The 26,654-nt window shown below is 59.1% G+C and carries 28 protein-coding genes and 1 tRNA gene; 6 read left to right on the plus strand and 23 right to left on the minus strand.

Annotated features, from left to right (window positions below; genetic code table 11):
- Window positions 1–122: 122 nt before the first annotated feature.
- From dnaE to rplM, 8 genes are all read right to left on the minus strand, one after another.
- Window positions 123–3,557 (minus strand): DNA polymerase III subunit alpha, encoded by a 3,435-nt coding sequence (gene dnaE, locus VL130_RS15150; RefSeq protein ID WP_325363996.1) that lies wholly within the window; start codon window positions 3,555–3,557, stop codon window positions 123–125.
- A 265-nt stretch (window positions 3,558–3,822) separates the two neighbouring features.
- Window positions 3,823–4,524, minus strand: coding sequence for an ABC transporter ATP-binding protein (locus tag VL130_RS15155; protein WP_325363998.1), 702 nt, complete (start codon window positions 4,522–4,524; stop codon window positions 3,823–3,825).
- Complete coding sequence (locus VL130_RS15160; RefSeq protein WP_325364000.1) at window positions 4,517–5,803, minus strand: lipoprotein-releasing ABC transporter permease subunit; 1,287 nt, start codon at window positions 5,801–5,803, stop codon at window positions 4,517–4,519. Before VL130_RS15160 ends, VL130_RS15155 begins: the two co-directional genes overlap by 8 nt.
- A gap of 4 nt (window positions 5,804–5,807) precedes the next feature.
- The gene (gene proS, locus VL130_RS15165; RefSeq protein WP_325364002.1) at window positions 5,808–7,124 is read right to left on the minus strand and encodes a proline--tRNA ligase; all 1,317 of its coding nucleotides are present in this window, start codon (window positions 7,122–7,124) and stop codon (window positions 5,808–5,810) included.
- Window positions 7,125–7,218: 94 nt separating this feature from the next.
- Window positions 7,219–7,476 (minus strand): DUF1467 family protein, encoded by a 258-nt coding sequence (locus VL130_RS15170; protein ID WP_325364004.1) that lies wholly within the window; start codon window positions 7,474–7,476, stop codon window positions 7,219–7,221.
- Between the two features lie 12 nt (window positions 7,477–7,488).
- Complete coding sequence (gene argC / locus VL130_RS15175; RefSeq protein ID WP_325364006.1) at window positions 7,489–8,442, minus strand: N-acetyl-gamma-glutamyl-phosphate reductase; 954 nt, start codon at window positions 8,440–8,442, stop codon at window positions 7,489–7,491.
- A 160-nt stretch (window positions 8,443–8,602) separates the two neighbouring features.
- The gene (gene rpsI, locus VL130_RS15180) at window positions 8,603–9,088 is read right to left on the minus strand and encodes a 30S ribosomal protein S9 (protein WP_325364008.1); all 486 of its coding nucleotides are present in this window, start codon (window positions 9,086–9,088) and stop codon (window positions 8,603–8,605) included.
- A gap of 2 nt (window positions 9,089–9,090) precedes the next feature.
- Complete coding sequence (gene rplM, locus VL130_RS15185) at window positions 9,091–9,564, minus strand: 50S ribosomal protein L13 (RefSeq protein WP_325364010.1); 474 nt, start codon at window positions 9,562–9,564, stop codon at window positions 9,091–9,093.
- Between the two features lie 233 nt (window positions 9,565–9,797).
- On the opposite strand from rplM, the gene VL130_RS15190 reads away from it, so the two are divergent.
- Complete coding sequence (locus VL130_RS15190; protein WP_325364012.1) at window positions 9,798–11,222, plus strand: alkaline phosphatase PhoX; 1,425 nt, start codon at window positions 9,798–9,800, stop codon at window positions 11,220–11,222.
- On the opposite strand, the gene VL130_RS15195 is transcribed toward VL130_RS15190, so the two are convergent.
- Window positions 11,219–12,268, minus strand: a complete 1,050-nt coding sequence (locus tag VL130_RS15195; RefSeq protein ID WP_414636295.1) for a COX15/CtaA family protein — start codon at window positions 12,266–12,268, stop codon at window positions 11,219–11,221. The genes VL130_RS15190 and VL130_RS15195 overlap by 4 nt on opposite strands.
- Window positions 12,269–12,469: 201 nt before the next feature.
- Between VL130_RS15195 and VL130_RS15200 the strand changes: the two genes are divergently transcribed.
- From VL130_RS15200 to VL130_RS15215, 4 genes are read left to right on the plus strand one after another with little or no spacing between them, the layout of a single operon-like run.
- Window positions 12,470–12,727: a transglycosylase gene (locus VL130_RS15200; RefSeq protein ID WP_325364016.1), complete on the plus strand. Its 258-nt coding sequence runs from the start codon at window positions 12,470–12,472 to the stop codon at window positions 12,725–12,727.
- Between the two features lies 1 nt (window position 12,728).
- Complete coding sequence (locus VL130_RS15205; RefSeq protein ID WP_325364018.1) at window positions 12,729–12,962, plus strand: DUF2842 domain-containing protein; 234 nt, start codon at window positions 12,729–12,731, stop codon at window positions 12,960–12,962.
- A complete protein-coding gene (locus VL130_RS15210; RefSeq protein WP_325364020.1) occupies window positions 12,959–13,558 on the plus strand; it encodes a TMEM175 family protein in 600 nt (199 codons plus the stop codon). Before VL130_RS15205 ends, VL130_RS15210 begins: the two co-directional genes overlap by 4 nt.
- A 34-nt stretch (window positions 13,559–13,592) precedes the next feature.
- Complete coding sequence (locus VL130_RS15215; RefSeq protein ID WP_325364022.1) at window positions 13,593–13,925, plus strand: hypothetical protein; 333 nt, start codon at window positions 13,593–13,595, stop codon at window positions 13,923–13,925.
- A gap of 217 nt (window positions 13,926–14,142) precedes the next feature.
- Here VL130_RS15215 and VL130_RS15220 read toward each other — a convergent pair.
- The 7 genes from VL130_RS15220 to VL130_RS15250 form a co-directional block, all read right to left on the minus strand.
- Window positions 14,143–14,219, minus strand: a tRNA-Pro gene (locus tag VL130_RS15220).
- A gap of 113 nt (window positions 14,220–14,332) precedes the next feature.
- Entirely contained in the window at window positions 14,333–14,845 is a 513-nt protein-coding gene (locus VL130_RS15225; RefSeq protein WP_325364024.1) for a MerR family transcriptional regulator, read from the minus strand.
- A 14-nt stretch (window positions 14,846–14,859) separates the two neighbouring features.
- Window positions 14,860–15,162 carry an integration host factor subunit alpha gene (locus VL130_RS15230; RefSeq protein WP_018080247.1) on the minus strand — a complete coding sequence of 101 codons (303 nt, stop codon included), beginning with the start codon at window positions 15,160–15,162 and terminating at the stop codon, window positions 14,860–14,862.
- A gap of 195 nt (window positions 15,163–15,357) precedes the next feature.
- Entirely contained in the window at window positions 15,358–16,338 is a 981-nt protein-coding gene (locus VL130_RS15235) for a beta-ketoacyl-ACP synthase III (protein WP_325364027.1), read from the minus strand.
- A gap of 3 nt (window positions 16,339–16,341) precedes the next feature.
- Complete coding sequence (plsX, locus tag VL130_RS15240; protein ID WP_325364253.1) at window positions 16,342–17,478, minus strand: phosphate acyltransferase PlsX; 1,137 nt, start codon at window positions 17,476–17,478, stop codon at window positions 16,342–16,344.
- 176 nt (window positions 17,479–17,654) lie between these two features.
- Window positions 17,655–18,194 (minus strand): YceD family protein, encoded by a 540-nt coding sequence (locus VL130_RS15245; RefSeq protein ID WP_325364029.1) that lies wholly within the window; start codon window positions 18,192–18,194, stop codon window positions 17,655–17,657.
- Window positions 18,191–18,850, minus strand: coding sequence for a ubiquinol-cytochrome C chaperone family protein (locus VL130_RS15250; RefSeq protein ID WP_325364031.1), 660 nt, complete (start codon window positions 18,848–18,850; stop codon window positions 18,191–18,193). The genes VL130_RS15245 and VL130_RS15250 overlap by 4 nt, the downstream gene beginning before the upstream one ends.
- Before the next feature lie 181 nt (window positions 18,851–19,031).
- Here VL130_RS15250 and bamE point away from each other — a divergent pair, with 181 nt between their 5' ends.
- Window positions 19,032–19,544 carry an outer membrane protein assembly factor BamE domain-containing protein gene (gene bamE, locus VL130_RS15255; RefSeq protein WP_325364033.1) on the plus strand — a complete coding sequence of 171 codons (513 nt, stop codon included), beginning with the start codon at window positions 19,032–19,034 and terminating at the stop codon, window positions 19,542–19,544.
- A gap of 129 nt (window positions 19,545–19,673) precedes the next feature.
- Here bamE and VL130_RS15260 read toward each other — a convergent pair whose 3' ends face one another.
- From VL130_RS15260 to ribB, 7 genes are all read right to left on the minus strand, one after another.
- Entirely contained in the window at window positions 19,674–21,836 is a 2,163-nt protein-coding gene (locus VL130_RS15260; protein ID WP_325364035.1) for a sodium-translocating pyrophosphatase, read from the minus strand.
- A 279-nt stretch (window positions 21,837–22,115) separates the two neighbouring features.
- Window positions 22,116–22,541, minus strand: coding sequence for a hypothetical protein (locus VL130_RS15265; protein ID WP_325364037.1), 426 nt, complete (start codon window positions 22,539–22,541; stop codon window positions 22,116–22,118).
- Between the two features lie 73 nt (window positions 22,542–22,614).
- Complete coding sequence (locus VL130_RS15270) at window positions 22,615–23,172, minus strand: glycine zipper 2TM domain-containing protein (protein ID WP_325364039.1); 558 nt, start codon at window positions 23,170–23,172, stop codon at window positions 22,615–22,617.
- 211 nt (window positions 23,173–23,383) lie between these two features.
- Complete coding sequence (thiL, locus tag VL130_RS15275) at window positions 23,384–24,358, minus strand: thiamine-phosphate kinase (protein ID WP_325364041.1); 975 nt, start codon at window positions 24,356–24,358, stop codon at window positions 23,384–23,386.
- 78 nt (window positions 24,359–24,436) lie between these two features.
- A complete protein-coding gene (gene nusB / locus VL130_RS15280) occupies window positions 24,437–24,970 on the minus strand; it encodes a transcription antitermination factor NusB (protein ID WP_325364043.1) in 534 nt (177 codons plus the stop codon).
- Window positions 24,967–25,434, minus strand: a complete 468-nt coding sequence (locus VL130_RS15285) for a 6,7-dimethyl-8-ribityllumazine synthase (protein ID WP_325364045.1) — start codon at window positions 25,432–25,434, stop codon at window positions 24,967–24,969. The genes nusB and VL130_RS15285 overlap by 4 nt, the downstream gene beginning before the upstream one ends.
- 68 nt (window positions 25,435–25,502) lie before the next feature.
- Window positions 25,503–26,648: a 3,4-dihydroxy-2-butanone-4-phosphate synthase gene (ribB, locus tag VL130_RS15290; RefSeq protein ID WP_325364047.1), complete on the minus strand. Its 1,146-nt coding sequence runs from the start codon at window positions 26,646–26,648 to the stop codon at window positions 25,503–25,505.
- Between the last annotated feature and the right edge of the window lie 6 nt (window positions 26,649–26,654).

Here is a 26,654-nt window from a genome sequence, read left to right on the forward strand (position 1 = left end):
CCTCGGAACGCTACCGACCCGATTTAGGGAAGATGGCGTGCATCTGCGTGTGAGATGGCCTGCACCTATTCACAATTTCAAAAAAAATCAAGCCTTACAGACAAGAAAAGTACGAATTGTAACTAGGCTTCCTCTAATTCGAGGATGCCCGTCATATGTTTGAGCGCCCCGCGTAAGTGCGCATCAAGGTTATAGCGTTGCGGCAGCTTGAATTCGATCACCCCTTCACCGCCCAGATCGGTCAGCAGACTGATCTCCCCCCCCTTGGGTGATTTGGATGTTTCCAGCTTTTCGCTCAGTTCGGCCAGATTGATGACATTGGCCAAAACATGCACCCTCAGACCCATGTCACCGGTTTTAAGCGTTTCGGACATGGGCGCGGCGTCATCGCCGAAGAAACGTACCTCTCCGTCCTTGCCTTTACTACGCACCTTGAGCACGATCGAAGCCCCGACCTCCAGGTGATCGCGGTTTTTACGCAGAGATTCCGGCGGGAACAGCACTTCATATTCGCCGCTGGGATCGGACAGGGTGACGAAGGCAAACTTTTCACCAGAGCCTTGCGCCGCCCGTTCCTGCTTGCGGCGAATGATCCCCGCCATGCGGAAGGCCTCACGCCCTTCCGCGGCCAGAGACACCGCATCGGCATACAGGGTGACGTTGCGGCGTTTGAAGACATCCAGCATGTCCTGCAATGGGTGACCCGACAGATAGAAGCCGATCGCCGCCAGTTCCTCGTCAAGCCTGGCAGGCCCCGACACCGTAGCCACACTTGGCAGGCGCGGGCGCGAGGATTCATTCGATCCAAACAGGCTAACCTGAGACGCCGCCCGATCCGCCGCCATGCTCTGGGCGTAGGCAATAAGGATATCGGCGCCGGCCACGATCTGCGCGCGGTTAGGATGGATCGAATCGAAGGCGCCCGCCCTGGCGAGATTTTCCAGGGCGCGCTTGTTGACCGCCTTCGGATCGATCCGTTCCAGAAAGTCGAACAGGTCGGTGAACTTGCCGCCCTCCTCACGCGCCTGAACCACACTTAACATGGCTTCAAAGCCGACATTGCGAATGGCGCCCAATGCGTAAAGCACTTCACCATTTTCGACATCGAAATCGGCCATCGAACTATTAATGTCGGGCGGGCGGATGGTGACGTTGAAGCGTCGCGCATCTTGATAGAAGACCGCCAGCTTGTCGGTATTGGTGATATCGAGGCTGAACGTTGCAGCGAAGAATTCGACCGGGTGATTGGCCTTAAGATAGCCAGTCTGATACGAGATAAAGGCATAGGCGGCGGCGTGCGATTTGTTGAAACCGTAGCCGGCGAACTTATTGACCAGTTCAAAGATAAAGTCGGATTGCTTTTCGGGCACGCCCTTTTCGGCCGCGCCGGAAATAAAGCGAACCTTTTGCAGGTCCATTTCTTCCTTTTTCTTCTTACCCATAGCCCGGCGCAGCAGGTCGGCTTCACCCAGGCTGTAGCCCGACAGGACCTGGGCGATCTGCATCACCTGTTCCTGATAGATGATAACGCCGTAGGTCTCCTTCAGCACCGGCTCAAGGCTGGGGTGCAACATATCGATTTCCGCCCGGCCGAACTTCCGGTCGACATAGGTATCGATATTGTCCATAGGCCCCGGACGATAGAGCGAAATAAGCGCGGTAATTTCTTCCAGAGATCCACAGCGCAGCTTGCGCAGCGTATCGCGCATCCCCTGACTTTCAAGCTGGAACACACCAATCGCCTGCCCCGATGCCAGAAGTTCATAGGTAGGGCCGTCATCGAGCGGCAGGGTAGAATAGTTGATGTCTATACCGCGCTTTTTGAGGTAGTTTTGCGCGCGCTTGAGCGTTGTCAGCGTTTTCAGGCCGAGGAAGTCGAACTTGACCAGACCGGCGCTTTCCACCCATTTCATATTGAACTGGGTCGCCGGAATGTCCGATCGCGGGTCTCGGTACAGTGGCACCAACTCGGTCAAGGGCCGATCGCCGATAACGATACCAGCGGCGTGGGTCGACGCGTTACGATAAAGGCCCTCCAGCTTCAACGCAGTGTCCAGCAACCGTTTTACGGCATCGTCATCGTCACGCGCTTCTTTCAGTCGTGGTTCGATTTCAATGGCCTGCGCCAGGGTGGTCGGACTGGCCGGGTTGTTCGGCACCATCTTACACAGGCGATCCACCTGCCCGAGTGGCAGTTGCATCACCCGGCCCGTATCGCGCAGCACGGCCCGTGCCTGCAACGTACCAAAGGTGATAATCTGCGCCACCCGGTCGCGGCCGTACTTGCCCTGCACGTAGGAAATCACTTCTTCACGGCGTTCCTGGCAGAAGTCGATATCGAAGTCGGGCATGGATACCCGTTCAGGATTCAGGAAGCGTTCAAACAGCAGACCGAAGCGCAAGGGATCGAGATCGGTAATCAGCAACGCCCATGCCACCAGCGAACCGGCGCCAGACCCTCGCCCAGGTCCGACAGGGATGTCCTGTACCTTGGCCCATTTGATGAAGTCCGAAACGATCAGGAAGTAACCCGGAAATCCCATTTGCTGGATGATACCGATTTCCCGGTTCAGCCGTGCCCAGTAGTCTTCTTCCGGCACCGCCAGCTTGACCTGCTTAAGCCGCAGCTTCAGGCCTTCCGCCGCCTGCCACGCCAGTTCTTCGGCTTCGTTGCGGCCCGCGCCTGTATCGAAACGCGGCAAGATCGGATCGCGCTTGCTGACCAGAAAGGCGCATCGTCTGGCGATTTCCAGCGTATTGTCACAGGCCTCCGGCAGATCGGAGAACAGTTCCCGCATCAACGCCGCCGGCTTGAACCAGTGCTCTTTGGTGACCTTGCGACGATCCACCTGCCCCATATAGGCGCCATCGGAAATGCACAACAGCGCTTCGTGTGCTGAATAAAGGTCACGAGACGCAAATTGCACATCATTGGTCGCTACGAGCGCAACATCATTGGCGTAGGCGAATTCGACCAGACCGGCCTCCGCCGCCCCCCCCTTGATGCCGCCTTGCGGTGTGCCGTCGTGGCGCTGCAATTCAATATAAAAGCGGTCACCGAAAACATCCTGCATCGCGCGCAAGGCAGCCGTTGCTTCGTCTGGCTTGTTCTGACGAAACAGCACATCCACCGGGCCATCAAACCCGCCCGAAAGCAAAATCAGGCCTTCGCTGTGCGCCGCCACCTGATCCCAACGGACATGCGGCTCTTCCGTCGCATCGGCATCAACATAGGCGATGGAAGACAGCTTGGTGAGATTGAGGTAGCCCGCTTCATTCTGGACAAACAGGGCGACAGTCGGAATCTTCCCCCAACGCTCGGAGGGCACACCGCCTATACCCCGAACCGGCAGCGAACAGCCGATGATGGGCTGAACGCCGGTATCCTTGCACGCCTGGGAGAATTCGAGCGCGCCATATAAATTACATCGATCGGCAATCGCCACGGCCGGCATATTCAGTTTATGCGCCATCTTGCCCATGTCATAGGCCTTGATAGCCCCCTCCAGGAGCGAATAGGCCGACTTGACGCGCAGGTGGATAAAATCTTCGCTCACGACGCGCTCCTATGGGTAAACCCATGCCCTGCCGGTGCGACTCACGCCGCCAGCGACATCACATGGCACATGAGGAAAACAAAGCCCGTTACGGCGACAAATGACAACATATTATGCAGGGCGCTGACCATTTTTCCACATTCCTTTTGTTCTTTAGATGTTCTTCAATTCATGCTTTGTTCTATATTCTTGTTTTGTTCCACGCGCAATAGGAATTCTGTTCCGCAGGTGGAACAAAATTATAAGCTGTTGATTGATAAGTGGATTAAATGCCGGCGTGAACGTCAAAAGGCACAAGTTGGCCATCGACCAGCTTGACCACGCGGTCCATATGCTTCGCCAGTTCCAGATTGTGAGTGGCGATGATCGCCCCAACGCCCTGCGCCTTGACGATCGTTTTCAGCGCTTCAAAGACCTGCCCTGACGTTGCCGGATCGAGATTGCCCGTCGGCTCGTCAGCCAGCAATAATCGCGGCTTGTTCGCCAGCGCCCGTGCCACAGCCACACGCTGCTGTTCGCCGCCGGAAAGCTGCGCCGGCAGGTGATCCAGACGCTCACCCAGGCCCAGCGCGGTCAACAGTTCGCGTGCGCGCGCCTCGGATTCCTTTACCGGCCGGCCAAGAATACGCTGCGGCACGGCGACATTGCCCACCGCCGTATACTCAGGCAGCAGGTGATGGAACTGATAGACAAAACCGATCTTTTCCAGCCTGGCCGCCGTTCGCTTGCGCTCATCGGCAGAGTGGAAATCCTCGCCATCAATGGTCAGGCGCGCATTGGGCGCCGCCTCAAGCAGACCCACGGCGTGTAGCAGGGACGACTTGCCCGAACCCGACGGTCCAACGAGACCGACCAGTTCACCGGGCATGACATCGAGATCGACGCCTTTCAAAACGGCCAGTTTGCGACCGTCGCCCAGCGCGTAATCGCGGTGCAGACCCTTGAGCGATAAGACCGGACTACTCATAACGTAAAGCCTCGACGGGTTCGAGCTTGGAGGCCCACAGGGCCGGGAAGAAGGTGGAGATACAGGCGGCCAGCAGCGAGGCAATCACCACGAACGCCACCTCGGAGGGTTCCATCTTGGCCGGTACGGCGTCGAGATAATAGACATCGGCGGGGAATAGCTTGGTATGGAGCAGCCACTCCAGGAAGTGCTGGATCGGCCCGATAAAGGTGCAGAACATGACCCCCAGAAACAAGCCCGCAGCGGTGCCGGTGGCGCCGATGATGGTACCCGTCATGAAGAATATCCGCGAAATCGACGCCCGATCCGCGCCCATAGTCCGCAGGATGGCGACGTCACGTGTCTTGTTCTTCACCAGCATAACGATGCCGGAAATGATGTTGAGCGTAGCGATAATGACGATGAAGAAGAGGATGAATCGCATGGCTGTGCGTTCGACCTTGAGCGCGCCCCACAACGAGGCATTCTGTTCTTTCCAGTCGGAGACAAAGGCGCCCTCGCCCGCCGCCTTCGTCAGGGCTGGACGATACAGATCGATATCATAAGGTTTATCGACCTTGATCTCGACCGTATCCCATTCGTCTTCGCGGTCAAAGAACAGTTGCGCCTGAGTGATCGGCATATAGATGAAGGCCTTGTCGATATCGCTGACGCCGCTCTTGAAAATGCCGCCGACGGTATATTGCTTGCGGCGCGGCGTGGCGCCGAAAGCCGTCGAACCGCCAGGGGACACAAGCGTGACCTCATCCCCCGGATTGACGCCCAGCGCATCGGCCACACCGCTGCCGATCAGGATCACGTCGCCACCATAATCTCCCACACCGAACTGGTCCATCGAGCCGCCGGGCAGAATATTTTTATTGATGATCGGCGTGTGTTTCAGCGCGTCGGGCACCACGCCGCGTATATAGGCGAGGCCGGTCGCGCCGTGGTCATTCTGGATCAGGCCCGGTGAATCGAGATAGGGCGTCGCTTCGGTCACACCTGGTATCGTCTGGAGACGCTTGAGCATCTCATCGCGGTGAGCGAAGTCATTGAGCGGCTGGCCGGAAACATAGGCATGGCCGCTGAAGGCCAGCACGCGCGACATCAGTTCGTCGCGGAAGCCGTTCATGATCGACAGCACGCTGATCAGCGCCGTCACCGCCAGCATGATGCCGGTGAAGCTGATGATGGCGATAACGGCGATACCGCCATCCTTGCGCTTGGTGCGAAGATATTTCAGGGCGAGATCGAATTCCCATCCCTTGAAATTGAACAGCGACAGCAACGACCCCATGCGGCTAGGCTTTCGTCAGCTGGGCGAGACCGGCCTCAAACGGCACGGTCTGGCGTTCGCCAGTGGCGCGGTTCTTGATCTCGACCTGCCCTTCCGCCAGTCCCTTGGGGCCAATAATCAGTTGCCACGGCACGCCGATCAGGTCCATGGCGGCGAACTTGGCGCCGGCGCGCTCGTCTGTGTCGTGGTAAAGCACATCTCGGCCGGCCGATTGCAGCGTCTTATAGGCCTTTTCGCAAGCCGCGTCGCAGGCCTCATCGCCCTGACGCAGATTGATGATCGCCACATCGAACGGCGCAACGCTTTCCGGCCAGATGATGCCGGCTTCATCGTGCGAGGCCTCGATGATGGCGCCCAGCAGACGCGACACGCCAACGCCATACGACCCCATATGGACGGTGATTTCGCCATCCGGGCCATTGACCACGGCCTTCATCGGCTTCGAGTATTTCTCACCGAAATAGAAGATATGGCCCACCTCGATACCGCGCGCCGAAACCTGCTTGTCTTCCGGCACCTCGGCCTTGAAGCGGGCGTCGTCGTGCATTTCCTCGGTCGCGGCATAAAGCGCGGTGCGGCCCTCAAAGATGTGTTCGAGATTGTCCCAGTCGACATCATTGCCGGGCGCCGGCATGTCGATCAGGTCCTTGTGGCAGAAGACGGCGCTTTCGCCGGTATCGGCCAGGATGATGAATTCGTGCGACAGGTCGCCGCCGATCGGACCGGTATCGGCACGCATCGGCACAGCCTTGAGTCCCAGGCGCGAGAAGATGTTCAGGTAGGATGTGAACATGCGGTTATAGGATTTCCGCGCGCTAGCCTCATCCACATCGAACGAATAGGCGTCCTTCATCAGGAATTCGCGGCCGCGCATCACGCCGAAACGCGGGCGCTGCTCATCGCGGAATTTCCACTGGATATGGAAGAGATTAAGCGGCAAGTCCTTGTAGGACCGCACCGTGCCGCGGAAGATTTCCGTGATCATTTCCTCATTTGTCGGACCGTAGAGCATCTCGCGCTCATGGCGGTCCTTGATGCGCAGCATTTCCTGGCCATAGTCTTCATAGCGGCCGGATTCACGCCACAGATCAGCCAGTTGAAGGGTTGGCATCAATAGTTGAATCGAGCCGGCGCGCGCCATTTCCTCTTCAACAATCTTTTCGATTTTCTTCAGCACCTTGAAGCCCAGCGGCAACCAGGCATAGATGCCGGCGGCTTCCTGGCGGATCATGCCTGTGCGCAGCATCAGGCGGTGCGAGACGATCTGCGCCTCGGCGGGATTTTCTTTGAGCAGGGGCAGGAAAAAGCGCGACAGGCGCATATTGAGAATCCGTATGTAACTTGAGTTGCGCGCACCCTAGAGTGTCCACGTGCGGGAGTGAAGAGGTTTTGCGCGCAATTATGGCGGATTCGCGTTACGCGCCGGGAATTGTTGGCAGGGGAATATGGATTAAGAACATGAAAACGATCACGATCAGCCAGACGACCAGCGCCACCAGGCTGTTGATCTTGACCTTCTTCCACAGGTTATGGGTAATCGGCGCGCCCGGATCATTGCCCTTGATGACCTCGGTGCCCTCTTCCACCGGCGTGCGATTCCATAGCGGCAATATGGCGAAAAACGTTATCCACCAGATCATGATATAGATGGCCGCCCAGCTAATCGGGTTCATCAGCGTTTCCTGTCAGATGGCCTGGATAAGTCCCAGGCTCTCATCCACACCTAATACCAGATTGAGGTTTTGTACAGCAGCGCCGGAAGCGCCCTTGCCAAGGTTATCGAACACGGCCACCAGGTTCGCCGTCTGCTGATCCTCATTGCCGAACACATGGATAAGAAGCTGATTGGTATTGGCCAGCATGGCGCCATGCACCGCGCCGGTCTCGGCACTTTCTTCCGCCGTTGCCACGCGTACAAACTGTTCGCCGAGATAATGCGCCGTCAGCAGATTGCGCACCGCGTCGATATCCGGCTCATCCGGCAGCGCCCACAGCGGCAGCGGCACCTGGACGATCAACCCTTGCGAAAAATTGGCGACAATGGGTGTGAAGATCGGCGGCGATTCCAGACCGGAATAGAGGGTCATTTCCGGCAGATGCTTATGCGCCAGGCCTGTGGCATAGAGCCGTTCATGGCCCTTGCCGTGATCAGGGCCGCCTTCGAATTCGGCAATCATTGATTTGCCGCCGCCGCTATAGCCGGTGAGCGAGGTGGCGCTGATCGGAAAATAGGACGGGATAATGCCAGCCTCGACCAGCGGATGCGTCAGGGCAATGAAGCCCGTGGCATGGCAGCCGGGATTGCTGATGCGTTTCGAGGCAGCGATGGCAGCGCGCTGGCCGTCGTTCAGTTCCGGAAACCCGTAGGTCCAGGCAGGATCGGTGCGGAACGCCGTCGAGGCATCGATGACGCGCACGTCCGGACTTTCAATCATTGACACAGCCTCGATGGCTGCTTCATCGGGCAGGCACAGGATCACCGCGTCGGCGCTATTGAGCGCATCCTTGCGGGCGGCCGCGTCCTTGCGTTTGTCCTCGGATAGGCGGATCAGTTCGATATCGATGCGCTTTTCCAGCCGTTCGCGGATTTGCAGGCCCGTGGTGCCGGCCTCGCCGTCGATGAAAACCTTGTGGGACATCATGAACTCCTAGAAGGACGAAGGAAACAAGAACCCCACCACCACATCTCACCATCTTCGCTTCGCTCGATGGTGGTGGGGTTTCTTACTTTAAAACAGGCAAAGAAAAAAGCGCTCCGGTTGCCCGAAGCGCCAATTTCCAAACACACGAGTGTGTCGATTAACGCTTCGAGAACTGGAAGCTCTTACGGGCCTTGGCACGGCCGTACTTCTTACGCTCGACGACGCGCGAGTCGCGGGTCAGGAAGCCGGCAGCCTTCAGGGCCGGGCGCAGGCCGGGCTCATAATAGGTCAAGGCCTTCGACAGAGCGTGACGAATGGCGCCGGCCTGGCCGGAAAGGCCCGAACCGACAACCGTAACCATGACGTCGAACTGCGAGGCGCGTTCGGTCAGGTTCAGCGGCTGGGCGATCATCATGCGCAGAACGGGACGTGCGAAATACACTTCCTGCTCGCGGTCATTGATGACCCACTTGCCGGAACCCGGTTTGATCCAGACGCGGGCGATGGCGTTCTTGCGCTTGCCGGTGGCATAGGCGCGGCCGTATTTGTCGAGAATCTGGACGCGGACAGGTGCGGCTTCAGGGTTCGACGACAGGGAAGCCAGGGCTTCCATACCTTGGGCGGGAGCTTGGATATCGGACATATTTATGCGCTCCGGACGTTCTTGCGGTTCAGCGACTTGAAGTCGACGACTTCCGGCTGTTGCGCTTCATGAGGATGGGCAGCGCCCGAATACAGACGCAGGTTGGTCATCTGACCGCGGGCCAGCGGGCTTTCCTTCGGCATCATGCGCTCGACAGCCTTCATGAGCACGCGCTCAGGATACTTGCCGGCCAGCAGTTGACCGAGGGTGCGCTGCTTGACGCCGCCGGGGTGACCGGTGTGCCAGTAGAAGATTTCGTTTTCTTTCTTGCCGGTCAGGTGGACCTTGTCGGCATTGATCACGATGATATAGTCACCGGAATCGGTATGCGGCGTGTAGGTAGGCAGGTGCTTGCCGCGAAGACGCATGGCGATGTACGATGCCAGACGGCCGAGCACGGCGTCCTCAGCGTCGATCACGATCCACTTCTTCTCGACATCTGCGGGCTTCAGCGCCGCGGTCGTGGAGGTCAACATGATAAAATCCTTAGGTTTCCATCCGAAAAGGATATCCGGGTGGAGAAGAGCGCGGGGTATACGGGAGCAACCTTGCGCTGTCAACGCATAATATTTTCAAATATACCACACAACCGTTTGTTTTTATAAAGAAAAATGACAAAGGTATTAAATTACCGCAATATTTTTCACTGTCATGAAACGGTAATACGGACGTGGCAAGCCCAGAACACAGCTTTATCTGCGAGGTTCAGATGCAAATTTCCCGACGTCTTATGCTTGGTGGCGCGTTAGCCACCTCTTCCGCCTTTGCCGGCCTTGGCCGACGCGCCCAGGCGGCAATCCGTGTCGAACCCTCCGTCGATCCCGGCTATGTCAGCGAGATCGAGGCCTATGGCGCGCTCCAGCCCGATCCGAAGGGCTTTATCGAACTGCCGGCCGGCTTTTCCTACACTACCTTCTCGACCATCGGCGAAACCATGGATGACGGTTTCAAGGTGCCAGGCCTGCATGACGGCATGGCCGCCTTCCCCGGTCTCAATCCGGACCAGGTGGTGCTGGTGCGCAATCACGAGATCAAGCACAATATCACCGACATCGGCCCGCTCGGCGACCGCCACCAGTTGATCGGCAAGCTCGATCGTTCGCGCGTTTATGACCATGATGCCAACGGCGCCCCTTTAAGCGGCGGCACCACCACCCTCGTCTACAATATCAAGACCCAGCAGTTGGAAAGCCATTTCCTCTCCCTCACCGGCACATCGACCAACTGCGCCGGCGGCGCGACCCCCTGGGGATCGTGGTTGAGCTGCGAAGAAACCACGCAAGTGGCCGGCGACGGCGTGAAAAAGGATCACGGCTACGTCTTCGAAGTGCCATCCGGCTACAAAGGCCTCGCCGCGCCTGTGCCGATCAAGGCCCTGGGCCGCTTCAACCATGAAGCCGTCGCCATCGATCCGCGCACCGGTATCGTCTACATGACCGAAGATATGTCCGACGGCGCCTTCTACCGCTATCTGCCGAACGACACACGCTATCTCCACAAGGGCGGCCGCCTCCAGGCCCTCGCTTTCCGCGATGTGCCGCGCGCCGCCACCAGCAACAAATATGCCCACCTGTGGAATGTCGGCGACCGCCATGCCGTCACCTGGATCGACCTGAAGGACGTCGAAAGCCCGGACGACAGTCTGCGCACCCAGGCTTACCTGGCCGGTGCAGCTCGCTTTTCACGCGGCGAAGGCATCCATTACGGCCATAACGAGCTGTTTTTCGCCTGCACTTCCGGCGGCGCCAAGGCCTATGGCCAGCTCATGCGTTATATCCCCAGTCCCTATGAAGGCACGGATCGTGAAAAGGACCAGCCCGGCCAGATCGAACTGTTCGTCGAATCCGGCGACCTGCGTGTCATCGACTACGCCGACAACCTGACCGTGGCGCCGTGGGGGCATCTCTATGTCTGCGAGGACCGCTATTCCGACGTGCTGAACAACCATCTGCGCATCGTCACACCCGATGGCAAGATCGGCACCTTCGCGCGCAATGTCGACGCAGGCCATTCGGAATGGGCGGGCGTCACCTTCTCCCCGAACGGCTCGACCCTGTTCGCCAATATCCAGGGCAATGGCGTCACCGTGGCGATCACCGGCCCGTGGGAGAAATTCAGCGCCAGACCTATCTAGCGAAACACCCGGTCGGCGCGCGCCATCATCCAGGCCAGCACCACGGCCATGACCAGCAGGCAGACCGCCACGAACTGGTGCGTCAGGGCAAAGCCCAGCGCCACAACGGTGATCAGGGTGGTGACGCCCAGGGCCGCCTGTATCCATACAGACGTCGCCAAAACGGCCGCCAGGGTTTTCAGGTTGTCGTCATTGGCTTTGCGCGCCACCACTAGGGCAAAACCCGTGGCGAAGATGATCAGCAGATAGGCGGTCATGCGGTGCATGAACTGGACCAGCCCCTGATCGTGCAGAAAGCTGTAGCCAATCCCTTTGGCCCATTCGACCGGCGGAAAGATATGCCCGTTCATCATCGGCCAGTCATTATAGACAAGTCCGGCCCGGTTGCCGGCCACCAGCGCGCCCAGCATACATTGCGCAAACACCAGCGCCAGCAAGATGCCCGTCGCCCAGCGCCAGCCATTCGGCGCGCCACGGCCGCGTTTCTCGCCTTCCAGCGCTTCCAGTCCGGTCCATATTGAGGCGGACATCAGGAACAGGGCCAACGACAGGTGGGTCATCAGGCGCTCCGGCGCCACCTCGACTCGCCCGGCCAGCCCGCTCGAGACCATCCACCAGCCAACCGCCCCCTGCACGGCGATCAGCCCAACCAGCCCGGCACAGCGCCAGATCAGCCGCCCCGGAATCTGACGCATCACCAGAAGGCCGATGAATCCCAGCAGGTAGACCGCCCCAACCAGGCGCGCCAGCAGGCGATGCGTCCACTCCCACCAGTAGATGCCCTTGAACGCGGCCAGATCCATGTGCGGGTTGACTTGGCTGAACTGCGGTATTTTCTTGTAATTGTCGAATTCGGCGGTCCACGCTTGTTCGCTGACGGGGGGGATCACACCGGCGATCGGTTTCCATTCGGTGATGGAAAGCCCCGATTCGGTCAGCCGCGTCGCGCCGCCGACGCAGACCAGCGCCAGAACCAGAAAGGCCGCCACAAACAGCCAGACCGCCACCAGCGGTGACTTAAGGGGAAGTCGCACTATACGCGTCATTCTATATCCAACTTTTTAGTCCCGGATTTTACTGTCTGGGCGCCTGCGCAAATCCTTGCCGTTACCGTCGATTGACTGTAACTAAAGCTCTGCCGGCGCTTTTAAGTTCCGGTTTGATTTTGCCCATACCGGGGTCAGCAATTCAAGCGCTTCGCGCAGGAAAAAGGCCGAAACAAGGCCAAAGAAAGGACGCCCTCCGCCATGACGGCAGAGAACTATATCCTGGCGACGCTGGCCGGTTTCGTGGTCGGCTGGATCGCCAACGCCATGAGCAAAAGCCGTTTCAGCTTTCCAATCAATGTCTTCATCGCCATTTTCGGCGCCATTCTGCTCAATTTTTTCATCCGGAGCAGCGAAATGCTCGGCGATCACTTTTTCTCGATCTTGATGGTTTCCTTCGCCGGCAGTTCGGTATTGCTTGGCCTGTTCCACCTGACCCGCATGATTGAGCGCCGCTGATATGAACCATCTCCTGAAAAGCCTGACCCTGCCGCAGCGCCGGGCCATCACCTGCCTCGGCATTCTCGTCTGGCTGATATTTTATGTGCTGGCTGTCGTGGCACTGGGCGAATTCCTGCACGGCGGACGCCTCACCTCTTTCATATTCTATGCGCTTGCCGGCACACTCTGGGGTGTACCGATCATTCCGCTGATTTCCTGGTCGGAAAACTACAAGGGGAAACCTAAAAGATGAGTGAAGCCGCTGAAAAGCCCATCCTTCCGGCCATTGGCAAAGGCCGCCTCGAAGCCTTCAGCGATGGCGTTATCGCCATTATCATCACCATCATGGTGCTGGAACTGCATACGCCCGAAGGCGTTGATCTCCACGCCCTTCTCGATGTCGGTCATGTGTTTTTGCTTTATGCCCTGAGTTTCATCTATGTTGGCATCTACTGGAATAATCATCACCATCTGCTCCATGCCTGCCACAAGATAAACGGCGCTGCCCTGTGGGCCAATCTGCACCTGCTGTTCTGGCTGTCACTCGTGCCCTTCACCACGCGCTGGATGGGCGAAAGCGATTTCGCCACCATCCCCACCGCCGCTTATGGCGCCTCCCTGATCATGCCGTCGATCGCCTATGCCATACTGGTCAAGGTCCTGATCGCCGTTAACGGCAAGGACAGCGCCGTCGGCCGGGCCATCGGCAATGATGTGAAGGGTTATATTTCGACGGCCATCTATGTGCTGGGGATCGCCCTCACCTTCTGGAACAGCTTCGCCGGCATCACCTGCTATGCGATTGTGGCGCTGATCTGGCTGGTGCCGGACCGACGGATCGAGCATTAATCCCCGCTCGGTCAGGACGTTCTATGCTTTCGTCATGGAACAGACTGACCTGACACAGCGCCTGCGCGCCCTCGCCACCCGCCTCCTCGATGCCTATGAGGCGATTGAATTACCGACAAGCTTTGTCGAAGCGGATCGTGCCGCCAAGGCGCTGATCTCGATTGGCAAGGCGATTGCCCTGGCAGGGGATGAGCCGTCGGCGTCGAAGCCTCCCGCGCCGCCAGCAGCCGCGCCACGAAGGCCCGCCGGCGTGTCGCCGTATCTGGAGGTCGAACGTCAGGCCAGGGCGCTTATGCAGGCCGACAGGGTGCTGAGGGGCGGCGAGTTGAGCGATGAGCAAATAGACGCCCTGTTGGGGCCGCCGTAACAGACCCTCAGGCAGTTTTAGCAAAAGGCAAAGCGGTGTCGTTGCGCGACCCTTTTTGCTAGTCGGAGCGACAGGATAGACTTCGCTTCGCTCCATCGCGTCTTCATGACATGCAAGTATGTCACTCGTCGTCGAACCTTTTACGGTTCGACATCCTGGCGTTCAGAGCGTTTAAAAATTAAGGGCGCCCCCAAAGGGGACGCCCTTAATTTTTAAATGGTCGGAGCGACAGGATTCGAACCTGCGACCCCTTGACCCCCAGTCAAGTGCGCTACCAGGCTGCGCCACGCTCCGCCAAAACATAAGGAAAACAGCAAGTGTCGCCCCTAAGAGAGGCGGCTTATAGAGACGATCATCGCCCCCGGCAATCCCCAAAAGTCAGATTTCCCGGAAATTCCACCGGAATATTAATCGCGCTTCGACTTGCCGATATGCTGCGCCAGCTTGGCCTGCGCCTCTTCCAAAGTCCGGGCGATATTCAGGAAACTATCCCGCATTTCGGCCGACATGCCGGCGGACGGAATATTCTGCGCATTGCCGTAATCAAACACCGGCTGCGCCACGCCCACCGCGTTCTCGACGGCGATTTCATCCCGCGAAACCAGCCCCTGCTCCGTCGCCACGGCGTCATCGGCTGGACCGGCAAAGCGTTCGCCCGTCGGGTTCAGGATCGCCTTCTGGCCCTCGTCCTTGAAGAGCTTCTGCACGCCGCGAATGGTGAATCCGCGATCATAGAGCAGCGTCTTGACGCCCAGCAGCAGATCAACATCCTGCGGCCGGTAAAAACGGCGGCCACCGGCGCGTTTGGTCGGACGGATAAAGGTGAACTTGGTTTCCCAGAAGCGCAGGACATGCTGCGGCACGCCCAAAGCATCGGCGGTCTCGGAAATGGTCCGTAAGGCTAAGGGCCCTTTGTTCACCGGCAGGCTACCCCCTACTCGTGTGTGCCGGCATCGACGCGCGCCTTGACGATCTGCGACGCACGGAACGAAATCACCTTGCGCGGATCGATGGCGGCGGGCTTGCCGGTTTTGGGATTGCGGCCGACGCGGGCGTTTTTCTCACGCACCTGGAAGACGCCGAAGCCGGACAGTTTCACCGTATCACCGCGTTCCAGCGCTTCAACGACCAGATCGAGCGTGCGCTCGACAATGGCAGCACATTCCTGCCGCGGCAAACCGAGTTCATTATGAACGTCTTCGAAAAGTTCTGCCCGCGTCAAGGTCTGCGATTTCATGGATATCTCCGCCCGTTCTTGAATGGTTTTAACCAGTGCAAGCGGGCATGATGCCGCAATTATCACTATCCGTCAAAGGCTTATACGCTTCTTCGAAGCATTTTCTTCAGCTCAGACGCCGCATGGCTCGCCGCACGAGCGGCGGCGGGCGCTTGCCCTTGCCGAAAGCGCAACGCGCTTTCGGAGCTTCCCGACCTACAACCGGATGGCCGCAGCGCCCCAGGTCAGGCCACCGCCCAGCGCTTCGATCAGCACCAGATCACCCGGCTTCACCCGGCCGTCCTGAACACCGACATACCAGGCTAGTGGAATACTCGCCGCCGAGGTGTTGGCGTGTTGCGCCACGGTCGAGATGACCTTGCTCTCGTCAAGGCCCAGCCGTTCGGCCACGCCATTGAGGATGCGCTGATTGGCCTGATGCGGAATGAACCAGTCGATATCGGCAATTTCCAGATCGGCCTTTTCCACTGCCGCTTCAACAGCTTGCGATATCTTGTGAACCGCGTGTCTGAAGACCTGGTTGCCCTGCATCCGGATCTTGCCGATGCGATTTTCTGCTTCGAACGTGCCGCCATCGACATAGAGCAGATCGACCTTGGAGCCGTCGCAACGCAGGTCGAAACCGAGGATGCCGCGATCGGCCTTGGTGCCCTCGCCTTCGACCGGCTCGACCACAACCGCGCCGGCGCCATCGCCGAACAGGATGCAGGTGCCGCGGTCGGAATAATCGAGAAGCTGACTCATCGCCTCGGCGCCGATCACCAGCACGCATTTCGACAAGCCGCGCGCCACGAAGCCATCCGCCACGCTCAGAGCGTAGACGAAGCCCGAACAGACCGCCTGAACGTCAAACGCCGGACAGGTCGGCGCGCCAAGCTTGTTCTGCACAATCGACGCCGTGGACGGAAAAGGCATATCCGGCGTGGTGGTGGCGACAATGATAAGATCGACATCCTCCGCCGTCTTGCCTGCGGCCGCCAAAGCTACCTTGGCCGCTTCCACCGCCATGTCGGAAGTCTTCATGCCGTCATCGATCCGGTGACGCTGACGAATACCGGTGCGTTCCGCAATCCAGGCGTCGGACGTATCGACCACCTTGGCCAAATCATCGTTGGTGATCACTTGCTGGGGCAGGAATCCCCCGACCCCCGTGACCGCCGATCTTAACACACGCATGTTCTAGTTTACCTTATCGTCCGCTGTCGCCAGGATTTCCTCGGCTGACGATTCTTTTATATGTGTATTGGAGGCCATACCGGCCGCCGCATCCGCCGCCGCAATGCTTTGCGAGAACTGCGCCAGCGACTCGATGATATCACGCTCATAATCGCTGGCCGCCAGCGAGAGACCCACACCAATAGCGTTAGAGAAGGCGCGCGCATCGGCGCCGCCATGGCTCTTGATGACGATGCCTTTAAGCCCAAGGAGCGGACCGCCATTGGCCGCGCCCGGATCGATACGCCTGGACATGGCCTTCAGCGCCGAACTGGCCAGAAGGGCGCCCAGCATGGCCAGAGGACCGGACCTGAAGGCCTCTTTCAGCAAGTCCCTGATAAAGCGAGCTGTGCCTTCGGCAGTTTTCAGCGCCACATTGCCGGTAAAGCCGTCAGTGACGGTGACATCGACCGTACCGGCGCACAGATCGGTGCCTTCGACAAAGCCATGATAGTTGAGGCCGAGCGTATTTTCCCTGAGCAGCTTGTGCGCTTCGCGCACCTCCTCGTGGCCCTTGGCGTCTTCCGAACCGACATTGAGCAGGCCGATCGACGGCTTTTCGACCCCATGCACGGCGCGGTGAAAGGCCGTGCCCATCAGGGCGAATTCGATCAACTGGCGGGCGTCGGAGGTCACATTGGCGCCGACATCGAGCACCGTGCCGAAACCTTTTTTATTGGGCCACGAACAGCCGATCGCCGGACGCTCCAGGTCGTCGGTGCGCATCTTGAGGATCATTTTCGACAGCGCCATCAGCGCACCGGTATTGCCGGCCGAGATGATCGCCCGCGCCTCACCCGATTTCACCGCATGAATGGCGTTGGACAGGCTGGTATTGCGGCGGCGGATCGCCTGGGCCGGTTTTTCATCCATAGCGACACACTGATCGGTATGGATGACGATCGAACGCGCCTTCAATTTCGGTAGACGCGCCAGTTCGGCGTTGATTCGGGCCTCGTCGCCGTGAAGCTGGAAAAAGACGTCCGGGCGCTCATCGAGCAGCAGCGCCGCGCCGCACACCGTCACCGCCGGGCCGTGATCACCACCCATAGCGTCGATAGCTATAACAATTGCATCCTTGGGAGCGTCTTTTGGAGCAATATTCGACTGAGGTTCTGTTGTTGCCGACACGGACCTATCTGACCTCACCTAAGCTTTTCTCACTCAAAGCACACACATATACGCCCTGAATTGAGAGCGCGGAAATAAGTCGCGGACGATAGCGGCACTTTGCAACTATGCAAGCCCAATCATGAATTTGGCCGTTTGCCACGAGGCTATTCATCGCGTTTCAACTGCGCCAGAACGGCGAAGGGCGACGGTTCCTTCAGCGCTTCCGGCTCCTCGAAAACCGCGCCCGGCTTGCGGGCGAACGGATCATAGGCCTCGCCCAGCGCCTCGATGACATACTGGCCGAGATCGATCTGGCCGTTCTCGATCACATCCGGTTCGTCGAGATCGTCGAGCGTGAATTCGCGTGCGCCGATCTCGGCGACCTCGTTGGTGACGCGCTGCTTTTCGATGCAGTCGATCTCCAGTTCGCCCGAAATCGCGTGGGTAAAAGGCTCCAGGGTCACGCCGCATTCCTGCGTCACCTCGCCCTTTAGCGTCAGGCTGACGCGCACGATCGGCTTGTCACCGGTTGCGGAACGGGTTTCGACGTGGGCCGTCAGGCTGTTCAGCGCGATCATGCCAAACGCCTGGGCGATGGCGTTGCGGTGCGAATCATCAGCGGTCAGATCGATCTTCAGGCCCTTGCCGGCCTGATCAAAACGCACGCGATGTTCCCAAAGGCCTGCATCCGGTTGATCACTCATAGTTCTTCTCCACTGGTCACAAGGTTCGCTGAGTCTGGTTCATTTTCAAGCGCCGGAAACATCAGGCGGCCGTGCAGGGCCTCATCGATCCTGAAGCTGGCCTGTGCCGCCTGTGCATAGATGGCGAAGGCCTGGGCATGTTCAAGAACCGCCGCCGAAATCGCCTGATTCGTGGTTTCGCCGTCCGCTTCATCGTCAGCATAATCCGACCCGGCCAGAATAGTGCGCGCGGCATAGTCGGCCTGAGCGGTCAGGCTGACGTTGTCGCGCCACAGGTCGTCCCAGTGTTTCAGGCGGGTATAGATGACCTGGCCGAGCTTTTTCATCTTTTTCGGCACGCTGAGATCGCCGACGCCCTGCTCTCGCAAGGTCGAATCAAGCGCCAGCAGGAAGGAATCAAACAGCGCCTGTGCGGTTTCCTGCGCCTGGTCATGGCGCGGATCGGTGGCGGGCAAAGATTTCAGCCGCGTCACAACCAACCCGACATGGAAGGTCAGAAGCTCGAAACGCGCACCGATGGCGTCGTCCACGCCATAGTCGAGATAGAAGGCCGGCAGCCGCGATTGCGTCACGCAGGCCACATAGAGCCGGTCGCCGATCAGCTTGACAGGGCGCGGTTTGAAGACGGATTTAAGCTTGTCCAGAAGGGGGTGCATAACGTATCTTTGCTTGGGCGGGCCAGGTGAATATCCCTGATAATACAGGGATGATGTGTCGCCATTCAGGCGCTGTATCCGGCGAAAAATTTGCTGTTCATGGCCATGTTTAGGCCTTAAGCTTGCCGTAAGCCTAATTTCCCTATAGGTCAAATGCGTTCGTTTACTCAACAGGATATTCATGCGCCCCCCTTTGCCGAAAAAATGGCTCACTATTAAGACAAGCCTTGCTCTGGTCGCCGCGTCCGCCCTGGCCCTGATGGGATCGGCCTGCGCCCCTACCATGACGCATCATGGCTACCTCGCGCACGAAGCCAAGCCCTCGGTCGATATCAAGGTCGGTGACACGCAAGCCACCGTGCTCGACAAGCTGGGCGCCCCGTCGCAGACCTCGATCTACAAGCCATCGGAATGGTACTATATCGACCAGGTATCGATGAAGATGACCTACAAGCAGCCGCGCGTCACGGCGCGCTCGGTGACCGTGGTCAATTTCGACACCACCACCCAGACCGTCGCCGCCGTAAAAACCCTGTCGCTGACCGATGGCCGTGTACTCACGCCAAACCCCAACAAGACCCCGACGCGCGGCCGTTCGCTGACCGCCCTGGAACAGGTGCTTGGCACCGTCGGCCATCAACGCCTCGACAACAGTCAGGACACCAATCCCGGCAACAACCGCCGCCGCGATTAATCGCTTCGGATATTTCATTCAAAAAAGCCCGCCAGATATATGTCTGGCGGGCTTTTTTATGCAGAAAGGATATGAATCCACAGATTGCATCAGTATAGCCCCCGCCGTTTCCGGCGAGGACTGTTTACTTTAAGCGCCGTGAGCGAGTACGGCCAGCATGAGCAAGGCCACGATATTGGTGATCTTGATCATCGGATTGACCGCCGGACCCGCCGTATCCTTGTAAGGATCGCCGACCGTATCGCCGGTCACCGAGGCCTTGTGCGCTTCGGAGCCTTTGAGGTGTTTCACGCCGTCCTTGTCGACAAAGCCATCTTCAAAGGACTTCTTGGCGTTATCCCAGGCGCCGCCGCCGGAGGTCATCGACACGGCCACGAAGAAGCCGTTGACGATGACGCCGAGCAGCATGGCGCCCAACGCTTCAAACGCCGGCACCGCGCCACCGATAAAGTAGACGATGACGAACAGCGCGATCGGCGACAGTACCGGCAGCAAGGACGGGATGATCATTTCGCGGATCGCCGCCTTGGTCAGCATATCGACCGCCCGGCCATAGTTCGGCCTAGAGGTGCCCGCCATGATGCCGGGATCTTCGCGGAACTGCTTGCGCACTTCTTCCACAACGGCCTGGGCCGCGCGGCCAACCGCCGTCATGCCCATGCCGCCGAAGAGATACGGCAGCAGGCCACCGATCAGCAGGCCGATAACGACCCACGGCGACGACAGCGAGAAGGTCAGGTTGCCCAGTCCCTGGAAGATGGCCGGGGCATCCGGCAGACCAGCAAAGTACTTCAGGTCCGAGGTATAGGCGGCGAACAGCACCAAAGCGCCAAGACCAGCGGAGCCAATGGCATAGCCCTTGGTGACGGCCTTGGTGGTGTTGCCGACCGCATCGAGCGCATCCGTGGTGTGGCGCACTTCCGGCGGCAGACCAGCCATTTCGGCGATACCGCCGGCGTTGTCCGTCACCGGACCGAAGGCGTCGAGCGCCACGATCATACCGGCCAGGGCCAGCATGGTGGTGGTGGCGATGGCGATGCCGAAGAGACCCGCCAGCAGGTAACAGCCGATGATGCCAGCCACGATGATCAGCGCCGGCACCGCCGTCGCTTCCATCGAGACCGCGAGGCCCTGGATGACGTTGGTGCCGTGGCCGGTGACCGAGGCCTGTGCAATGGAGACGACCGGACGCTTGCCGGTGGCCGTGTAGTACTCGGTCACGACGATAAAGCCCGCCGTCACCGCCAGCCCGACAAGGCCGCAATAGAACAGCGTCATGCCGGTGAAGTGGAAGGTGGTGCCGGCCGAAACGTATTCGAACGGTGTATCGAAGCCGAGGCCCGGCAGATACTTGATGACCGCCGCCAGCGCGACAATCGACAGCAGTCCGGTAGCGATCAGGCCCTTGTAGAGGGCGTTCATGATGTTGTTGTCCTTGCCCAGACGGACAAAGAAGGTGCCGATGATCGAGGTGAAGATACAGACGCCGCAAATCACCAGCGGCAGCAGCATCATCATGCCGACATAGGGGGTGTCATTGAAGAAGATGGCCGCCAGAACCATGGTGGCGACCGTGGTCACCGCATAGGTCTCGAACAGATCGGCCGCCATGCCGGCGCAGTCGCCGACATTATCGCCGACGTTATCGGCGATAGTGGCGGGATTGCGGGGATCATCTTCCGGAATACCGGCCTCGACCTTGCCGACCATATCGCCGCCGACATCCGCACCCTTGGTGAAGATACCGCCGCCGAGACGGGCGAAGATGGAGATCAGCGACGCGCCGAAACCAAGCGACACCAGGGCGTTGATCAGGTCGCGGTCATGCGCGGCCAGCCCCATCGGGCCGGTCAGGAAAGCGTAATAGCCCGCCACGCCGAGCAGTGCGCCGCCGGCCACGAACATGCCGGTGATGGCGCCCGCATTAAAGGCCAGTTTCAGCCCCTTGGCGAGGCTTTCAGAGGCCGCCTGCGCCGTGCGGACGTTTGCCCGCACCGAAATCAGCATACCGGCGTAACCGGCAGCGCCCGAAAGCACCGAACCGATCAGGAAACCAACCGCCGAAAGGGGGCCGAGAAAGATAAAGGCGAGAATGAAAATGACCACGCCGACCATGGCGATGGTGGTGTACTGGCGTTTGAGGTAGGCCGCGGCCCCTTCCTGAATCGCCGCGGCGATTTCCTGCATACGCGCATTGCCCGCACTGGCCTTCATCAGGCCGAAAGCCTGGACGACGCCATACAACAGGCCAAGTATGCCAGCCGCGATGGCCAGCATCAAAGCAATATTCATAATGTAACCCCTGTGTCTTTATATTTGAGGGACGCGCAGACTCTGCCGCCCCCATTTCGGGAATCAAAAAGAAGACAAAATACAGTGCCTTATTTTTCGATTGTGGCGGAGAGTGCCAAATGTTTATCTGAGTTTCAAGGCTTGATGTCAGCGAAACCCATTATAATACAAGGGCTTTCAATCCGCGAATGCTGCAATGCGGGAGCGCGAATACTTATAGCATGTAAATTCAGGAAGTTATGACAAACGCACCGCAACACAACCTGCGGGGGATATCCGTCAGTTCGGATGACGTTTCGGGCTTTGTCTAAGAATATCGATCGATTTAATCACGCCGGGTCCGGTAATCTTCGTCCATTCGACGGTCATGACCTGTTTGAAGCGCGGTTCATCGAGCAGATAATCCTTGCCCGTCTGCGCAAACGATATCCGCGAAGCCGTCCGGACCAAGGCGTCGCGGAAATAGGGTTCCTTGTCGCGGACCCCGGCCTCGTCGGCCGTCATGGTCAGGTTGATGCGGATATTGAGAAATATGTAATTGACCAGCTTGCCGTCAACGCTGACCGGAATAGCGACCGCGCCCAACTGAACCGAGGCATTGCCGGCCTTTTTCGCCGCCGCGCCTTCACTGGCCAGGGCAGGCATGGCAGACAGGCAGAGGCAGGCGGCGGCAGCGCCCAGAAAATAACGACGATCAGGTTTCATGCGCCGATTCTGGCGCAGAATGGTTGATAACGCCTGAATGAAAAGCCCTCCGGCGTAACCGGAGGGCTTAAACTTAGCGGTTGTTGTGCTTATCTCTATGCTTGTTGCCCTTATTGCGGCCGTCGTGCCAGTGACCATCCTTGTCGCGCCAGCCATAGGGATTGTCGTTGTCGTTGCGCCAGGCGTCGCCATAGGCGTAGGGCGGCGGCGTGGCGTGGCGGTAGCGGTCATAATAGACGTGCTGATAGCGATCCTGCGGCGGGCGCTCCTTGTAATAGACGACCGTGTAGCCGCGAGGCGGCGGGGCCGGATCGTAATAGGCGCCCTGGTAGGAATAGTATTCGCCGTTGTAGCATTTGACGCTCGACTTGCCGACATTGTTGCCGATCACGCCACCGACCACCGCGCCGCCAACCGTGCCGAGGCCGCGTTCGTTCTTGGAAATCTGGCTGCCAACAAGGCCGCCAATCACCGCGCCGATAATGGTGCCGTTTGTCTGGGCTTCTTTCTTTTTGGCATAGCAATAACCGTCATAACCGCGCAGGTCACGATCCTGCGCCGCAGCAATAGCCGGAATGGCGAGGGCAGACGCCAGACCAAGCAACAGGCCTGTTTTCAAAACGGACTTCATCTCAGATTACCTCCCAGATCTCGCTGCTGCGGCCCAGTTGTGTCAGGCCGCGCGTCCAGACGAATGTCCGGCGCAGATCGATATAAATCGCTATGCCTGATATCACTTACGGACAATGTGGACAGACTGCGGAAATCGGATGGTTTTTATAAAATTTCACTAAAGAAATTCGGTAATGGCATACAGAACCTGCTTTTCCAGGCTTCCCTCGTCACAAAGGATGCGTGAACCCTTTTTTCGCCACGTCAAGGCGACGATCGTCGGCCCATAGTTCCGCGCCGGCAGGCGTGTCATCGGACAATCCCAGGCATGTGCCTATTTCGTAAAACCCCGCCATGATCAACGCCTTGGCGCCCAGTTCATCGGCGGTGCAAAGGATCTGGTAATCATCGCCGCCGGTGACCAGTTCGACCGGGTTCATGCCAGCGGCGATGGCCGAGCGCGCCGCCAGCGAGGTCGGCACCCGGTTGAGATCGAGCCGGATCATCAACTTATTGGCGCGCGCCAGGTGGTTGGCATCGGCCAGCAGGCCGTCGGAGATGTCCATGGCGCTGCGGGCATGGTCGCGGATGACGGGGATCAGGTCGGTGCGGATTTCCGGCAGGTGATAGGCGCTGATAACCTCGTTAATATCTTCGTGCGACAGGCCGAGTAGCTGCCCCTGCAGGGCTTTCAGGCCAAGATATCCCTGGCCTATATAGCCGCTTACCAGCACCTTGTCGCCGGGTTTTGCGCCCAGCCTTGAAAGCGCCTTGCCGGCGGGCACCTTGCCAAACAACGTCATCGAGACCATCAGGGGGCCGTCGGTCGAGACCGTATCGCCACCGAACAGGCTGAGGCCGAAGCGGTCCTGATCGATTTTCAATCCCCGCACGAAATCGGCCTTATTGGCATAGGATGTGCCGCGCGGCCATGCCGTGAGCAACTGATAACCGTAGGGCTTGGCCCCCTTGGCGACGATATCGGAGAGATTGACGCGCATCAGCTTGCGCGCCACCAGATCGAGCGGATCGTGTTCGAAAAAATGGACGCCGGCGACCAGGGCGTCGGTATTGACGACCAAATCATACGCGGAATCACCGGGGATAACGGCAACATCATCGATCAGGCCCCTCGCCTCACGGCTCAGGCCCGCCAGCGGTTTGAACAATTGGTCGATGATGGAGAATTCGTCGTGTTCGCTCATGTCTGGCCCTCACGCATACCGCACCGCATCATGCACGTAACCGGCTATTTTACGATAAAATTTTCCGTGAAAATTCGCCTACTTGCGTATATCCGCTGCTATGCCGTCGAGCGCACCATTGACAAAACGCGCTTCGGTTTCGCCGTAGAAGGCGCGGGCGATCTCGACATATTCATTGATGATCACCTGCAAGCCGATATCCGGACGGAATTTCAATTCCCACGTCCCGGCGCGCAGGATGGCGCGGACCGTCGAATCCAGACGCTCTATGCGCCAGCCGGACGCCAGGCGCCCCACGATCAGCGGATCGATGACCGCCTGTTCCTTGACGATGGTGCGTGCGCCCTCGGCGAAAAAGGCCTCATCGGCGGCCGCCAGCGGTTCGCCTTCGAGATCGCCGTCAAAACGGTAGTCGGAGAATTCCTTGATCACGGTTTCGACGCCGGCGCCGGTGATTTCAAGCTGATACAAGGCCTGGACCAGCACCAGACGGGCCACGGTGCGGGCGCGCTTGTCCTTGTTAGACAACGACCGGGCTTCGGTTTCCTTGGCGTTCAAATGCTCGATAACCGCCTTGAGGCTTGTCGGCTTGGGGGGGGGCTGCTCGCTCATTGGCTGCCATCCACCAGGGTCTTGTGCAGGCCGATCATAGTCAGGCACACCTTGGCGACCGTGCCGCCCTTGTCGCCTTCTGAGCGGCGCGCGCGCACCCAGGCCTGCTCTTCGTCCTCGACCGTCAGGATGCCGTAGCCGATAGCCAGGCGCTGCTTGTAGCTGAGATCCATCAGGCCGCGGGCGGATTCGTTACAGACATAATCGTAATGGGTGGTGTCGCCGCGGATGACGCAGCCGAGCGCCACATAGCCGTCATAAGCGCGGCCCATCGGACGGTGCGCGGCATCCTCGGCCATAGCGATGGCGGCGGGGATTTCAAACGCGCCCGGCACCGTCACCACATCGTATTCCGCGCCAAGCGCGGTCAGGGCGTCTTTGGCGCCGGCCAGAAGCTCATCGGCAATGTCGTCGTAAAAGCGGCTCTCGACGATCAGGATGCGGAGCGGGGTTTCAATGGTCAAAGCGAGTCGTCCTCAAAAGGCGTGAAGGCAGGTCAATACGCCCTTATGCCTTCCTGAAAAAGCAAAATCTATAAAGTTTGCCAGTCGATGATGCTCAGGCCGTAACCTTCCAGCGCCGTCGGCTTGGGACGGGTGCCGGACAGGGCGATCATGTCACGGACGCCGAGATCGAGCAGTATCTGCGCGCCGACGCCATAGTCACGCAGGCCGCGCGGGCTGGGGTCGACGGCAGCATCGGCGCCAAAACGGCTGGAGAGCACCTTCGGATCGGGATCGCGCAGCAGCACCATGACCGCCGGCCCGTTATGATCGGCCAGGATCTGCATGGCCTTTTGCACCTGATGACTGCGGAAACCGCCGCCTTTGCCGCCCAGCACATCGGAGGCGATATCGAGCTGGTGCATACGCACCAGGGTCGGTTTGCTGGGTGACGGCTGCGCCTTGACCAGGGCCAGGTGCTCGGAGTCGTCGAGCTGGTTGCGATAGATCATCAGGCGGAACTGGCCGCCCCACTCACTGTCGAATGGCCGGTCGAGCACACGCTCGACAAAGCGTTCGGTACGACGGCGATAGGCGATCAGGTCGGCGATGGTGCCGATCTTCATGCCGTGAGTCTGGGCGAACTTGATCAGGTCCGGCAGGCGGGCCATCGTGCCGTCATCATTGATGATCTCGCAGATCACGCCGGCGGGATAGAGGCCGGCCATGCGCGAGATATCAACGGCGGCCTCGGTATGGCCGGCGCGGACCAGTACGCCGCCGTCACGCGCCACCAGCGGGAAGACGTGGCCCGGCGAGACGATATCGCGCGAATCCTTGGTCGGGTCGATGGCCACGGCAATGGTGTGGGCGCGGTCCTTCGGAGAAATACCGGTCGAGATGCCATCCTTGGCTTCGATCGACACCGTGAAGGCCGTGCCGTTGCGCGCGCCGTTATCATGCACCATCGGCGGCAGGCGCAGGGTCTTGGCGCGCTCACCGGTGATTGACAGGCAGATCAGGCCGCGGGCGAACCGCGCCATGAAGTTGATGATGTCAGGTGTCGCCATCTGGGCCGGAATGACGACATCGCCCTCGTTCTCGCGATCCTCGGCATCGACCAGGATATAAGGCCGGCCATTGCGGGCGTCCTCCAGGATATCGTCGATCGAGGATATCGGGCTGTCGTAATCCGGATTGGCGCCCAAATCGGTAGTGATCTTGTTGAGAGACATTTTATT

The organism is Asticcacaulis sp. (genome assembly GCF_035497195.1).
GTDB lineage: Bacteria > Pseudomonadota > Alphaproteobacteria > Caulobacterales > Caulobacteraceae > Asticcacaulis.

What these genes read in the sequence shown, in the direction of transcription:
- VL130_RS15230 (WP_018080247.1), bottom strand. Translation starts at nt 15,162, where the DNA reads ATGAAATCGCAGACCTTGACGCGGGCAGAACTTTTCGAAGACGTTCAT.
- thiL (WP_325364041.1), bottom strand. Translation starts at nt 24,358, where the DNA reads ATGAGCGAACACGACGAATTCTCCATCATCGACCAATTGTTCAAACCG.
- VL130_RS15190 (WP_325364012.1), top strand. Translation starts at nt 9,798, where the DNA reads ATGCAAATTTCCCGACGTCTTATGCTTGGTGGCGCGTTAGCCACCTCT.
- argC (WP_325364006.1), bottom strand. Translation starts at nt 8,442, where the DNA reads ATGTCCCACAAGGTTTTCATCGACGGCGAGGCCGGCACCACGGGCCTG.
- proS (WP_325364002.1), bottom strand. Translation starts at nt 7,124, where the DNA reads ATGCGCCTGTCGCGCTTTTTCCTGCCCCTGCTCAAAGAAAATCCCGCC.
- VL130_RS15270 (WP_325364039.1), bottom strand. Translation starts at nt 23,172, where the DNA reads ATGAAGTCCGTTTTGAAAACAGGCCTGTTGCTTGGTCTGGCGTCTGCC.
- VL130_RS15160 (WP_325364000.1), bottom strand. Translation starts at nt 5,803, where the DNA reads ATGGGGTCGTTGCTGTCGCTGTTCAATTTCAAGGGATGGGAATTCGAT.
- VL130_RS15210 (WP_325364020.1), top strand. Translation starts at nt 12,959, where the DNA reads ATGAGTGAAGCCGCTGAAAAGCCCATCCTTCCGGCCATTGGCAAAGGC.
- VL130_RS15250 (WP_325364031.1), bottom strand. Translation starts at nt 18,850, where the DNA reads ATGCACCCCCTTCTGGACAAGCTTAAATCCGTCTTCAAACCGCGCCCT.
- VL130_RS15260 (WP_325364035.1), bottom strand. Translation starts at nt 21,836, where the DNA reads ATGAATATTGCTTTGATGCTGGCCATCGCGGCTGGCATACTTGGCCTG.
- VL130_RS15155 (WP_325363998.1), bottom strand. Translation starts at nt 4,524, where the DNA reads ATGAGTAGTCCGGTCTTATCGCTCAAGGGTCTGCACCGCGATTACGCG.
- VL130_RS15170 (WP_325364004.1), bottom strand. Translation starts at nt 7,476, where the DNA reads ATGAACCCGATTAGCTGGGCGGCCATCTATATCATGATCTGGTGGATA.
- ribB (WP_325364047.1), bottom strand. Translation starts at nt 26,648, where the DNA reads ATGTCTCTCAACAAGATCACTACCGATTTGGGCGCCAATCCGGATTAC.
- rpsI (WP_325364008.1), bottom strand. Translation starts at nt 9,088, where the DNA reads ATGTCCGATATCCAAGCTCCCGCCCAAGGTATGGAAGCCCTGGCTTCC.
- VL130_RS15205 (WP_325364018.1), top strand. Translation starts at nt 12,729, where the DNA reads ATGAACCATCTCCTGAAAAGCCTGACCCTGCCGCAGCGCCGGGCCATC.
- VL130_RS15215 (WP_325364022.1), top strand. Translation starts at nt 13,593, where the DNA reads ATGGAACAGACTGACCTGACACAGCGCCTGCGCGCCCTCGCCACCCGC.
- bamE (WP_325364033.1), top strand. Translation starts at nt 19,032, where the DNA reads ATGCGCCCCCCTTTGCCGAAAAAATGGCTCACTATTAAGACAAGCCTT.
- rplM (WP_325364010.1), bottom strand. Translation starts at nt 9,564, where the DNA reads ATGTTGACCTCCACGACCGCGGCGCTGAAGCCCGCAGATGTCGAGAAG.
- VL130_RS15235 (WP_325364027.1), bottom strand. Translation starts at nt 16,338, where the DNA reads ATGCGTGTGTTAAGATCGGCGGTCACGGGGGTCGGGGGATTCCTGCCC.
- nusB (WP_325364043.1), bottom strand. Translation starts at nt 24,970, where the DNA reads ATGAGCGAGCAGCCCCCCCCCAAGCCGACAAGCCTCAAGGCGGTTATC.
- VL130_RS15265 (WP_325364037.1), bottom strand. Translation starts at nt 22,541, where the DNA reads ATGAAACCTGATCGTCGTTATTTTCTGGGCGCTGCCGCCGCCTGCCTC.
- VL130_RS15245 (WP_325364029.1), bottom strand. Translation starts at nt 18,194, where the DNA reads ATGAGTGATCAACCGGATGCAGGCCTTTGGGAACATCGCGTGCGTTTT.
- VL130_RS15195 (WP_414636295.1), bottom strand. Translation starts at nt 12,268, where the DNA reads ATGACGCGTATAGTGCGACTTCCCCTTAAGTCACCGCTGGTGGCGGTC.
- VL130_RS15200 (WP_325364016.1), top strand. Translation starts at nt 12,470, where the DNA reads ATGACGGCAGAGAACTATATCCTGGCGACGCTGGCCGGTTTCGTGGTC.